Source organism: Mycobacterium sp. 852002-51971_SCH5477799-a, assembly GCF_001667145.1.
Classification (GTDB): domain Bacteria; phylum Actinomycetota; class Actinomycetes; order Mycobacteriales; family Mycobacteriaceae; genus Mycobacterium.
Genome location: NZ_LZIF01000067.1, coordinates 1 through 12,095 on the forward strand (window position 1 = coordinate 1; position 12,095 = coordinate 12,095).

The 12,095-nt window shown below is 66.5% G+C and carries 9 protein-coding genes and 1 pseudogene; 2 read left to right on the plus strand and 8 right to left on the minus strand.

The window, feature by feature from the left end; translation table 11 throughout:
* Positions 1 to 958: sorbosone dehydrogenase family protein (locus A5753_RS07685; RefSeq protein WP_067125378.1), on the plus strand; the 958-nt coding region annotated here is incomplete at its 5' end.
* Positions 959 to 993: 35 nt separating this feature from the next.
* Here A5753_RS07685 and gatB read toward each other — a convergent pair.
* The 5 genes from gatB to gatC all read right to left on the minus strand — a co-directional run bounded on the left by gatB (position 994) and on the right by gatC (position 6,760).
* Positions 994 to 2,508 carry an Asp-tRNA(Asn)/Glu-tRNA(Gln) amidotransferase subunit GatB gene (gene gatB, locus A5753_RS07690; protein ID WP_067125356.1) on the minus strand — a complete coding sequence of 505 codons (1,515 nt, stop codon included), beginning with the start codon at positions 2,506 to 2,508 and terminating at the stop codon, positions 994 to 996.
* Between the two features lie 147 nt (positions 2,509 to 2,655).
* Positions 2,656 to 3,576, minus strand: coding sequence for a MinD/ParA family protein (locus A5753_RS07695; protein WP_231990032.1), 921 nt, complete (start codon positions 3,574 to 3,576; stop codon positions 2,656 to 2,658).
* Between the two features lie 303 nt (positions 3,577 to 3,879).
* Positions 3,880 to 4,911: an ATP-dependent 6-phosphofructokinase gene (locus A5753_RS07700; RefSeq protein WP_067125361.1), complete on the minus strand. Its 1,032-nt coding sequence runs from the start codon at positions 4,909 to 4,911 to the stop codon at positions 3,880 to 3,882.
* Between the two features lie 38 nt (positions 4,912 to 4,949).
* Positions 4,950 to 6,464, minus strand: coding sequence for an Asp-tRNA(Asn)/Glu-tRNA(Gln) amidotransferase subunit GatA (gene gatA / locus A5753_RS07705; protein WP_067125364.1), 1,515 nt, complete (start codon positions 6,462 to 6,464; stop codon positions 4,950 to 4,952).
* The gene (gene gatC / locus A5753_RS07710; RefSeq protein ID WP_067125367.1) at positions 6,461 to 6,760 is read right to left on the minus strand and encodes an Asp-tRNA(Asn)/Glu-tRNA(Gln) amidotransferase subunit GatC; all 300 of its coding nucleotides are present in this window, start codon (positions 6,758 to 6,760) and stop codon (positions 6,461 to 6,463) included. Before gatC ends, gatA begins: the two co-directional genes overlap by 4 nt.
* A 115-nt stretch (positions 6,761 to 6,875) precedes the next feature.
* On the opposite strand from gatC, the gene A5753_RS07715 reads away from it, so the two are divergent.
* Entirely contained in the window at positions 6,876 to 7,532 is a 657-nt protein-coding gene (locus tag A5753_RS07715; RefSeq protein WP_156655997.1) for an amino acid-binding protein, read from the plus strand.
* Between the two features lie 127 nt (positions 7,533 to 7,659).
* Here A5753_RS07715 and A5753_RS07720 read toward each other — a convergent pair.
* The 3 genes and pseudogenes from A5753_RS07720 to A5753_RS07730 form a co-directional block, all read right to left on the minus strand.
* Positions 7,660 to 8,440: pseudogene (locus A5753_RS07720) on the minus strand (DUF222 domain-containing protein); the annotation flags it as partial.
* An 81-nt stretch (positions 8,441 to 8,521) separates the two neighbouring features.
* A complete protein-coding gene (locus tag A5753_RS07725; RefSeq protein ID WP_067125371.1) occupies positions 8,522 to 11,422 on the minus strand; it encodes an RND family transporter in 2,901 nt (966 codons plus the stop codon).
* Entirely contained in the window at positions 11,419 to 11,865 is a 447-nt protein-coding gene (locus tag A5753_RS07730) for an MmpS family transport accessory protein (RefSeq protein WP_197694623.1), read from the minus strand. The genes A5753_RS07725 and A5753_RS07730 overlap by 4 nt, the downstream gene beginning before the upstream one ends.
* Positions 11,866 to 12,095 lie beyond the last annotated feature (230 nt).

Below are 12,095 nucleotides of genomic sequence, written 5' to 3' on the forward strand. Positions count from 1 at the left end.
GCCGCCCACCCCGTTCCCCAAGGCCTGTCCCGCTCCCGGGGTGATGCAGGGCTGCCTGGAGAGCACCAGCGGCCTGATCATGGGCCCCGACAGCAAAACCGCGCTCGTCGCCGAGCGCACCACCGGCGCGGTCAAGGAGATTTCCGTCAGCGCTGAGCCGAAGGTGAAGACGGTGATCCCGGTGGACGGCTCGGGCGACGGCGGCTTGATGGACATCGTCATGTCGCCCACCTACAAGCAGGACCGCCTGATGTACGCCTACATCAGCACACCGAGCGACAACCGGGTCATCCGCGTCGCCGACGACGATATCCCCAAGGACATCCTGACCGGAATCCCCAAGGGCGCCACCGGGAACACCGGAGCGTTGATCTTCACCAGTCCCACCACGTTGGTCGTGATGACCGGCGACGCGGGCAATCCGGCGCTGGCCGCCGACCCCAAATCGCTGGCGGGCAAGGTGCTGCGGATCGAGCAGCCCACCACCGTGGGCCAGGCGCCGCCGACGACGGCGCTGTCCGGAGTGGGCGCCGGCGGCGGCCTGTGCACCGACCCCGTCGACGGCTCACTGTATGTCGCCGACCGCACCCCGACGGCAGATCGCTTGCAGCGCATCACCAAAACGTCGGACGTTTCCACGGTGTGGACCTGGCCGGACAAACCGGGGGTGGCCGGTTGCGCGGCGATGGACGGGACCGTGTTGGTCAACCTGATCAACACCAAGCTGACGGTCGCGGTCCGACTGGCGCCGGCCACCGGCGCGGTCACCGGTGAACCCGACGTGGTCCGCAAGGACACCCACGCCCACGCCTGGGCGCTGCGCATGTCGCCCGATGGAAACGTCTGGGGCGCAACAGTTAACAAGACAGCCGGGGATGCCGAGAAGCTGGACGACGTCGTGTTCCCGCTCTTCCCGCAGGGCGGCGGGTTCCCGCGCAACAGCGACGACAAGAGCTGACCGCTCGCGCGTCGTGGTGGCGGACGATCCGCCCGCTAGCCCTGGCCGCAGGCCGCCAACACCAACTCGCGCACCCGGGCCGCGTCGGCCTGGCCGCGGGTCGCCTTCATCACCGCGCCGACGATCGCGCCGGCCGCGGCCACCTTGCCGCCGCGGATCTTCTCTGCCACATCGGGATTGGCGGCCAGTGCCTCGTCCACCGCGGCCTGGGTCACCGAATCGTCGCGCACCAGCGCCAGCCCACGGGCGGTCATCACCGCCTCGGGCTCACCCTCCCCGGCCAGGACACCCTCAACCACCTGGCGGGCCAGCTTCGTGGACAGCTTGCCTTGGTCGACCAATGCCACCACCGCGGCCACCTGGGCGGGCGTGATGGCCAGCTCGGCCAGCGCGACGTTGGCTTCGTTGGCCTTCTGCATCAAGAAGTTGCCCCACCAGGCGCGGGCCTGCTCGCTGGGCGCACCGTGCGCGATGGTCGCGGTGACCAATTCGATCGCCCCGGCGTTGACCAGGTCGCGCATCACCTCGTCGGAGATTCCCCACTCATCCTGAATGCGTTTGCGGCTCAACCACGGCAGCTCGGGAATCGTCCGACGCAGCTGCTCGACAAGTTCACGACTGGGCGCGACGGGCTCGAGGTCCGGCTCGGGGAAATACCGGTAGTCCTCGGCGGTCTCCTTGGTGCGGCCCGGACTCGTGTAGCCGCCGGACTCGTGAAAGTGCCTGGTCTCCTGGATGATTCGACCGCCGGACGTCAGAACCGCGGCCTGGCGCTGCATTTCGTAGCGCACCGCCACCTCGACGCTTTTCAGCGAGTTGACGTTTTTGGTCTCCGTCCGGGTGCCGAACTCGGTCGTACCGATCGGCTTCAAGGACACATTGGAGTCACACCGCATCGAGCCCTGATCCATCCGGACGTCGGATACGTTTAAGGCGCGCAGCAGGTCTCGCAATGCCGTCACGTAGGCGCGGGCGATCTGTGGCGCCCGCGCCCCGGCACCCTCGATGGGCTTGGTGACGATCTCGATCAATGGCACGCCGGCGCGGTTGTAGTCGATCAACGACGTGGTCGCGCCGTGGATGCGGCCCGTCTCACTGCCGATGTGGGTGAGCTTGCCGGTGTCCTCCTCCATGTGCGCGCGCTCGATCTCGACCCGCCACGTGGTGCCGTCCTCCAGCGGGGCCTCAAGGTAGCCGTTGATGGCGATGGGCTCGTCGTACTGCGAGATCTGGTAGTTCTTCGGCTGGTCCGGGTAGAAGTAGTTCTTCCTGGCGAAGCGGCACCACGGAACGATCTCGCAATTCAGCGCAAGCCCGATGCGAATGGCCGACTCGACCGCGTTCTGATTGAGCACCGGCAGCGAGCCGGGCAGGCCGAGGCACACCGGGCATACCTGGGTATTGGGCTCGGCGCCGAATGCGGTAGAGCAGCCGCAGAACATTTTGGTGACCGTCGACAGCTCCACATGCACCTCGAGGCCGAGTACCGGATCGAACCGCGCGATGACGTCGTCGTAGTCCATCAGATCGGCGCTGGCGGCAACACTCATGCGCCCGATCCTAGTGGTGATCGCGAGCGCGGCGGAGCCGGGCGAAGCGGATCAGCACCGATCAACACCGTGGTGATCGCGAGCGCGGCGGAGCCGGGCGAAGCGGGTCAGCACCAATCAACACCGTGGTGATCGCGAGCGCGGGCCTTACCTGCCCGGGAACATATCGGCCAGCACCGCCGCCATCTCCAGATAACAGCGACGGCTCTCCTTGCTCAGCCGGTCCAGCGCAATCTTTCGGCCATCGTGCACATGCCGATCGAATGGCAGCACTACCGTGGCGCCGACGCGCGCGGAAAGTCGGTCGAGTTCGGTGACCGCCACACCGTCCACCTTGGCCGGCTCGACGTGATTGATGGCCAGCACGGTCCATTGCATCAAGGATTGATATCCGTTGTGGCACAACCACTCCAGGGTCGCCCGTGTTTTACGTACCGCATCGATGGCGGGGCTGGTGACCACCACCAGGGCTCGCGATTCGGGTAGAACCGCGTCCATCACAGTGGAATTGAGCGTTTTGACACAGTCGATCAACACCAGCGAATACTGCTTGCGCAGCATCGAGAAGGCTCGCTGCATGTCGCGGCGGTCCAGGCGCCAGTCGGTGTCGGGCAGCCCGAGCACTTCCAGCCCGAAGCCGTTCATATACGTCAGCGCGCGGATGTCCTCGTATTGCGCCGCCGGGCTGCCGTGCAGCAGATCGGCCAGGCTGTGCGGGTTGCGCAGGCCGTGGCGTTCCGCCAGGTCTCCGGCGTCGATGTCGAGGGCGATCACCCGGTCGTCGCGCACGGCGGCGAACGTCGACCCGAGCGCCTCTACCACCGCCGTTTTGCCGACCCCGCCCTTGAGGTTGAGGACCGCGATGGGAAAGGCACCGCCGACCGTCGCGCGGATGCGCTGCCGCAGCTCGTTCTCGTAAGCCGTGTTTTTGCCCGGGCCGAGCTCGATCCCGGTGATGCGATGAAGCAGCTGTCGCCAGTTGAACCCGTCGGCGTCCGAGTCGCGCATGTCGAAGCGGTCCAGCGAGGTGGCACCCAGCGTCGATCCGGGACGTGGCGATGGCGGCACCCGCCGGGGCGGCGGTCTTTCCGTCTGCTGGTTCGGACCGCGGGACTGCGGCACGGTGGACGCTGCAGGGTCGCCCTCGATTTGCCACTGACCGCCCGGCTTGTGGTTCGGCGGGCCCGGTGGCCCCGCCGCTACCGCGGATTGCCGAACTGACCGGCGAGTCGAACCGCGGTTATTCATACTCCCGGTATAACCCCGAATTACCCGTTCGGAAACCACCAACTGCGACAATCGCGAAACATTGTTAATTGGCGGACAAATTCAACCGACGGTTACACCCGTTATTTGCCACGCGCCCAAGGATTAACCGAAAAACGCGGCGGCGTCGTCGTAGCGACTTTCCGGCACCAGCTTGAGCTGACGCACCGCGTCCGCCAAAGCCACCCGGGCGATGTCCTGCCCACGCAGCGACACCATCTGGCCGTATTCCCCCGCGTGCGCGGCGTCGGCCGCGTTCACCCCGAACCGGGTGGCCAGCACGCGGTCGTAGGCCGTCGGCGTGCCTCCCCGCTGGACGTGTCCCAGCACGGTCACCCGGACGTCTTTGTTGATCCGCTTTTCCACTTCGGCGCCGAGCTGGGCGGCCACGCCGGTGAACTTCTCGTGACCGAATTCGTCAATCCCGCCTTCCCGCAACGCAATCGAGCCGGGAATAGGTTTTGCGCCCTCGGCGACCACACAGATGAAGTGCGAATCTCCGCGCTGGAAGCGCCTTTTGACGAGACGACAGACTTCTTCAACGTCGAAGGGCTGCTCGGGGATCAGCGTCATGTGCGCGCCCGAAGCCAGGCCCGCGTTGAGCGCGATCCAGCCGGCGTGCCGGCCCATCACCTCGACCAGCATCACCCGCTGGTGCGATTCGGCGGTGCTGTGCAGCCGGTCGATGGCGTCGGTGGCGACGGTCAATGCGGTGTCGTGGCCGAAAGTCACGTCGGTGCAATCGATGTCGTTGTCGATGGTCTTCGGCACACCGACCACGGGCACGTTCTCCTCCGAGAGCCAATGCGCGGCGGTCAGCGTGCCTTCCCCACCGATGGGGATCAGCACGTCGATCCCGTTGTCGTCGAGGGTCTGCTTGATCTGGTTCAGCCCGGCCCGCAGTTTGTCGGGGTGCACGCGCGCGGTGCCCAGCATGGTTCCGCCCTTGGCCAGCAGGCGGTCGTTGCGGTCGTCGTTCTGCAGCTGGACGCGCCGGTTCTCCAGCAACCCACGCCAGCCGTCCTGGAATCCGACCACCGACGAGCCATATCGGGAGTCGCACGTTCGCACCACTGCCCGGATGACCGCGTTGAGTCCGGGGCAGTCGCCGCCTCCGGTGAGCACTCCGATCCGCATCCCCTCATCTTGCCTGGGGTGGCGGCCTTATGGCGTGATTAGCCGGCGACAGCCCCCACGGTGGGCGCCGACGGCAGCGGTCCGCGGGCCGTCTCGTAGGCGGCGCCGACCCGGTAAAGCCGGTCGTCGGCCAGTGCGGGCGCCATGATCTGCAAGCCGACCGGCAGGTCGTCGTCCGGCGACAGACCGGCCGGCACCGAGATGCCGCAGTGGCCGGCCAGATTCAGCGGCAGCGTGCACAGGTCGAACAGGTACATCGCCAGCGGATCGTCGACCTTCTCACCCAGCCGGAACGCCGTGGTCGGGGTCGCGGGCGACACCACCACGTCCACCGACCGATAGGCCTCGTCCAGGTCGCGGGCGATCAGGGTGCGCACCTTCTGCGCCTGGTTGTAATAGGCGTCGTAGTAACCGGCCGACAGCGCGTAGGTGCCGATCATGATGCGCCGCTTGACCTCCGGCCCGAAGCCGGCGGCCCGCGTCAATGCCATCACTTCCTCGGCGCTGTGGCGGCCGTCGTCGCCGACCCGCAGCCCGTAGCGCATCGCGTCGAAGCGGGCCAGATTGCTCGACACCTCCGACGGCAGGATCAGGTAGTAGGCGGCCAGCGCGTATTCGAAGTGCGGGCAGTCGACCTCGCTCACTTCGGCGCCCAGGGCGGTCAGCTGCTCGACGGCGGCCTCGAAAGCCCTGAGGACGCCGGGCTGGTAGCCCTCGCCGCGCAGCTGCTTGACCACCCCGACGCGCACGCCCTTGAGATCCCCGGCCGCGCCGGCCTTCGCGGCGGCGACGACGTCGGGCACCGCCGCGTCGACGGACGTCGAGTCGCGGCTGTCGTGCCCGGCGATCACCTGATGCAGAAGCGCGGTGTCCAGCACGGTGCGCGCGCACGGGCCGCCCTGATCCAGCGACGACGCGCACGCCACCAGGCCGTAGCGCGACACCGTGCCGTAGGTGGGCTTGACCCCCACCGTCGCGGTGAGCGCCGCGGGCTGCCGGATGGAGCCGCCGGTGTCGGACCCGATGGCCAGCGGGGCCTGGAACGCGGCCAGCGCGGCGGCGCTGCCACCGCCGGAGCCGCCGGGCACCCGGTCGACGTCCCAGGGATTACGGGTCGGGCCGTAGGCGGAGTTCTCGGTCGAGCTGCCCATCGCGAACTCGTCCATGTTGGTCTTGCCCAGGATCGGGATCCCCGCGGCGCGCAACCGCGACGTGACGGTGGCGTCGTACGGCGAACGCCACCCCTCGAGGATCTTGGATCCGCACGTCGTGGGCATGTCGACCGTGGTGAAGACGTCCTTGAGCGCCAGCGGGACCCCGGCCAACGCTGACGGAAGCCGCTCCCCGGCGCTCACCGCCTCGTCGACTTGCTTGTCCACCGCGGCTGCCGCCGCGAGCGCCTCGTCGGCCGCCACATGCAGGAAGGCATGGTAGCGATCGTCGGTCGCCTGGATTTGGTCCAGGCATGCCTGGGTCACCTCGACCGAAGACACCTCTTTGGCGGCGATCCGGGCGGCCAGCGTGGCGGCGTCGGACCGGATGATCTCGTTCACTCGCTGTCTCCCAGGATCTGCGGGACCGCGAAGCGGCCCTCAACAGCCGCGGGCGCCTCGGCCAGCGCTTCGGCCTGCGTCAGACACGGCGTCGACTCGTCGGGCCGGGTGACGTTGACGTCTTTCAGCGGGTTGTCGGTCGCTTCGACGCCGGCGACATCGACGGCCTGTACCTGGCTGACGTGGGTCAGGATGGCGTCGAGCTGGCCGGCGAAGCTGTCGAGCTCGCTGTCGGTCAGCGCCAGGCGGGACAGCCGGGCCAGGTGCGCTACCTCGTCGCGGGAGATCTGGGACACGACTGCAAAGCCTAGCCGCCGAGTCCGCCGCGCTGGCGTGACGTTCGGCGACCACCGTCACACGGCCGTGACGCTCGGCGGGCAGAAGACACATGCTTATGCGACAGTGTTGGCCGTGCCCTCCTATCTGTTGCGCATCGAGCTCGTCGACCGGCCAGGAAGCCTCGGGTCGCTGGCGGTGGCGCTCGGTTCGGTGGGAGCAGACATTCTGTCGCTCGACGTCGTGGACCGCAGCTCGGGCTACGCGACCGACGACCTGGTGATCGAACTGCCGCCGGGCGCGATGCCGGACACGCTGATCACCGCCGCCGAGTCCCTGTCCGGTGTCCGGGTGGACAGTGTGCGGCCGCATACCGGTCTGCTGGAAGCGCATCGTGAGCTCGAGCTGCTCGACCACATCGCGGCCGTCAACGGCAAAGCGGCACGACTGCAGGTTCTCGCCAACGAGGCGCCCAAGGTGCTGCGCGTCAGTTGGTGCACGGTGTTGCGCAGCGCGGACGGCGAGCTGCAGCGCCTGGCCGGCAGTCCTGGCGCTCCGGAGACCAAGGCGGACTCGGCCCCGTGGCTGCCGCTGGAGCGGGCCGTGACTCTGGACGGCAGTGCCGAGTGGGTGCCGGAGGCGTGGCGCGATATGGACGTGACGATGGTCGCGGCCCCATTGGGCGACCCCCACACCGCGGTGGTGCTTGGCCGTCCCGGCCCGGAATTCCGGCCCTCGGAGGTCGCCCGGCTTGGTTACCTCGCCGGGATCGTGGCCACCATGCTGCGCTGATCGGCGGCAGTCGGCGAATGCCTGGGCGCGACGCTGACTATCGATGCGCCACAATGCTTTAGAGCATCAATGCGTTGCGGGTGGCGGCCGGTCTCGGCGACGACGCTAGTTGGTTGTGGTTGGTGGTCGGACCCAGATGCAGTGCCGCGGCGCCCTGCTCGACATCGAGGTGTACCACCACGGTGGTGTGTTGCCCAGGTGGGCGGCGGGCCGCCTCGGCGCCCCAGCCAGCCTCCACCAAGCGCATGAACGCCTCGGCGGTGCCCGGCAGCGGGGACCGCTGACCTGCAGCGCCCTGACAATCGCCGTGATCGTGTTTGCACTGCGCGATCAGCGCATCACGATGCGAGGCCAAGGCGGCGTCGAACTTCGCGGCGTCATGGCGGCCCAAGGTGATCCGATAACAGCTGCCCTGCTCGGTGGTGGTTGTGGTGATCGCGCGCTCGGGCTCCGGGCAAGGCTCGGGCCGAGGGTCGGGTTCGGGTCGTGGTTCCAGCTTGACCGCGGTGCGCAGCTGGTTGACCGTGGCAACCGAGGCCAGCTGCGCGTAATGCGCATCGGAGCCCTTCCCGGCGCGGGCAACGATCACCCCGACCTGGTCGGCCGACAGCCGACCCTGCCGCATGCCCGCCGCGCAGCGCGGAAACTCCTCGAGCCGGCGCGCGATGGTGGCGATCGCGTGCGCGTTCGCCGACGAGCAGCCCGTCTTCCAGGCCACCAACGCCGACACCGACCGCGCCCCGGTAACCCCGCACAATTCAATCGCGATCAAACTCGGCCACGATCTCCACGATGCGCCCATCAATCGCATTACGCTGACCGGTCAACTCCGCCAACTCCTCGAACAACACCTCAAGACGGTCACTCACAGTCACCGCCACGGCGCCAGCGGATGCGGTCGAAGACATAACGCCATCATCACAGCCACCACCGACAAGTTCCGGGCTCTCAGAGCGGCGGCACGCAACAGGCCGGCCCGGGAACCGGGATCAGCGGACTGCCGATGACGTCGCCACCGGATCGTCGTCTTCCCATAGCAGCAGCTGCCGAACCGCCGGGCGCGGACCATAGGGCCGCAGCATGGTGCTGGCCGGGCGGGGCCGCACCCGTTGCGGCCACCAGAACCAGCGCCCGAGAAGCCTTGCGACAGAAGGCGTCATGAACGACCGTACGATCAGCGTGTCGAACAGCAAGCCGAGACCGATCGTCGTCCCGATCTGACCGAGCACCTGAAAACCGCTGAACACGAACGCACACATGGTGACGGCGAAAACGATGCCGGCCGAGGTGACAACGGAACCGGACCCGGCCATCGCCCGGATGATGCCGGTGTTGAGGCCCGCATGGATCTCCTCCTTGAAGCGGGAAATCAACAGCAAGTTGTAGTCGGATCCGACCGCAAGCAACAGGATCACGGCCAACGCGAGCACGACCCAGTACAGCTGGATGCCGAAGATGTACTGCCACACCAAAACCGACAGACCGAAGGAGGCCCCTAGCGACAGTGCCACCGTGCCCACGATGACCAGCGCGGCGATCAGACTGCGGGTGATGATCATCATGATCAGCAGGATGAGGCTCAGCGCCGCGAACGCCACGATCATCAGGTCGTACTTGGCGCCGTCTTGGATGTCCTTGTACGTCGCGGCGGTCCCGCCGAGATAGACGCCCGCCCCCGCCATGGGCGTGCCTTTCAAGGCCTCGTGCGCGGCCTTCGCGATTGGATCGATGTGCGAAATGCCCTCGGGCGTCGCGGGATCGCCTTCGTGCGTGACGATCATGCGGACGGCCTTACCGTCCGGCGAGAGGAACAGTTTCAGCCCACGCTTGAAGTCGGGATTGTTGAAGACCTCGGGCGGCAGGTAGAACGTGTCGTCGTTCTTGGCCGCGTCGAAGGCCCGTCCCAACGCCGTCGCGTTGTCGATTGCGGCCGCGGTCTGCGCGTAAATGCCGGACAGTGTGGCGTAATTCGCCAAACTCAGATCGCGATTGGTCTGCTGGCTCTGGATCTGCGGTGGGATGAGGGCCGTCAGTTTCGGCTGCAGCGCGTCGAGCTTGTCGAGGGACGCCGTGAGGTTTTCGAATTTCTCGGTGAGCTGGTCAATACCGTCGAGCGCGTCGAACAGCGATCTGAACGCGAAGCAGACGGGAATGTCGTAACAATGCTTCTCCCAATAGAAATAGCTGCGCACCGGCCGGAAGAAGTCGTCGAAGTTCGCGATCTTGTCGCGCAGATCCTGAATGGTGCCGAGCGTGTCGTGGAAACTCTGGGTCTCGTCGTGGGTGGTGCCGGCGAGCTGCTGCTGCAGCTCGTACTGCTGCTTGAGAATGTTGATGGTCTTATTCAGTTCGTTGGCCTGCTTGAGCGCGTCGTCGGCCCGATCTCGTTGGTAGGTAAGGTTTTGCTGCTGCGCCGCGCTGGAATTGCTGACCACGAAGGCGAGCGAGCTGTGGACGAGCGGGGTGCCCAACGGCCTGGTGATGGTCTGCACCTGGGCGACCCCGGGGACATGGAACACCGCCTTGGCCACCTTGTCCAGGACGAGCATGCTCTCCGGGTTACGCATGTCGTGATCGGTCTCGACCATCAGCAACTCGGGCTCCAGCCGCGCCCTGGAGAAGTGCTTCTCGGCGGCGGTGTAACCGATGTTGGCCGGCGCGCTGGCCGGCATGTAGGGGCGGGTGTCGTAACTCGTCTTGTAGCCGGGCAAGGCGATCAGACCGACCAGGGCCAGCGCGCACGCCGCTGTGAGCACGGCGCCGGGCCAGCGGACGATGGCGGTGCCGATCCGCCGCCAGCCACGCGTTCGTATCGCCCGCTTGGGGTCGAAGATGCCCACCATGGCGCCCAGAGTGAGGATGGCCGGCCCCAGTGTGAGCGCGGCGAACAGCGCGACCAGAATGCCCAATGCGGCGGGGACGCCCAGGCTTTGGAAGTAGGGCAATCGGGTGAAGCTCAGGCAGGCTACCGCGCCGGCCACGGTGAGCCCGGAACCGAGCACGATGTGCGTCGTGCCGTGATACATCGTGTAGAAGGCTTTTTCGCGATCCTCCCCGGTGCCGCGCGCCTCCTGATAGCGGCCGACGAAGAATATCGCGTAGTCGGTTCCCGCTGCGATCACCAACAAGGTCAGCAGATTCGTCGCATATGTCGACAGCCCGATCACGCCTGCGTTACCCAGAAACGCGACAAGGCCTCGGGCGGCGGACATTTCGATGAGCACCGTGACGAGCACCAACAGCGTCGTGAGCACCGAGCGGTAGACAAAGAACAACATCAGCGCGATCACCCCGACGGTGATCCCGGTGACCTTCGCGGTGCCCTTGCTGCCGACGTCGAACTGATCGGAGATCAGCGGCGCCGCGCCGGTCACATAGGTCTTGACGCCCGGCGGCGGCTTTATGCGGTCGATGATGTCGCGCAGCGCTCCGACGCCCTCGTTGGCCAACGCCGAGCCTTGATTGCCCGCAAGGTTCACCTGAACATAAGCGGCTTTTCCGTCGCTGCTCTGCGATCCCGCCGCGGTCAGGGTGTCACCCCAGTAATCCTGGACATGTTGAACGTGTTTGCGGTCCTGCTCGATCCTGCGGACCATCTCGTCGTAGAAGCGGTGGGCGTCCGCGCCCAGCGGCTTGTCACCCTCCAGCACGATCATCGCCGAGCTGTCGGTGTCGAACTCTCGGAACTTTTCACCGATGCGCTTGATCGCCTTGAGCGACGGTGCATCTGGCGAGTTCAGCGCCACGTTGTGGGTCTTTCCCACATCTTCCAGCTGCGGCACGGCGATGTTCGTGATGGCGGCGAGACCGATCCAGAACAGCAGTATCGGCAACGCGAGCCGGCGGATGGTGCGCGGCACGAACGGCCGCGTCTGTTGATCGTTGCTCATCCAGATTTATCCAGACAGAAGGTGTAGGCGTCGACTTTGTTGACGGTGCGTTGGTCTTTCACTTCGCCGTTGACGGTGATGCGGCAGCCCAGGGTGTCCCCGTTGCCCTGCGCAACGACGTTGCCGATCACCGCGGGCTCGGTGCTGGTGATGGTGAACGACCACGGCAATGGCGCGTCTTTGACTTGCTGCGGCTGAGCGTTGACGTCGAGGTAGTTGATGGTGGCCACCGCGCCGGGCGCACCGAAGACCTCGAGCACGACCTGTTTGGGGTTGAACGGGACGATTTCGTTGGACAGGCCGCTGTTGGCCGACGTGTTGTTGTGCGACCCGAAGATTCCGTGCAGGCGATAGATTCCGAATCCAGCGAGCGCGACGACCACCACGGCGACGAGCACCATCCAGCCCCGTCTCACCAGGGACGAGATCGAAAAGCCTTTCACCCGTGCGCCTTTCGAAGATCGGGCGACCGGATCACCCTCTAGCCTGCCAGCAGATCGTGATCGACAGCTATGACAGTACGGTACGGGACCGTACTGTACAAGAGACGCTGGCGTATATTCTCCGGCCGGGCCGGAAGAAGCGGCGTTCTTATCCGGCGGGCTTCGTCAGGCCGGGAATGAGGAACCCGTCGACGAACGCTTTCACGGTGCCCCGGGTGGGCGGGCGACCT

Bases quoted from the DNA above. Each gene is read 5' to 3' on its own strand.
- A5753_RS07725 (WP_067125371.1), bottom strand. From the start codon at position 11,422: ATGAGCAACGATCAACAGACGCGGCCGTTCGTGCCGCGCACCATCCGC.
- gatB (WP_067125356.1), bottom strand. From the start codon at position 2,508: ATGAGTGTTGCCGCCAGCGCCGATCTGATGGACTACGACGACGTCATC.
- A5753_RS07700 (WP_067125361.1), bottom strand. From the start codon at position 4,911: ATGCGGATCGGAGTGCTCACCGGAGGCGGCGACTGCCCCGGACTCAAC.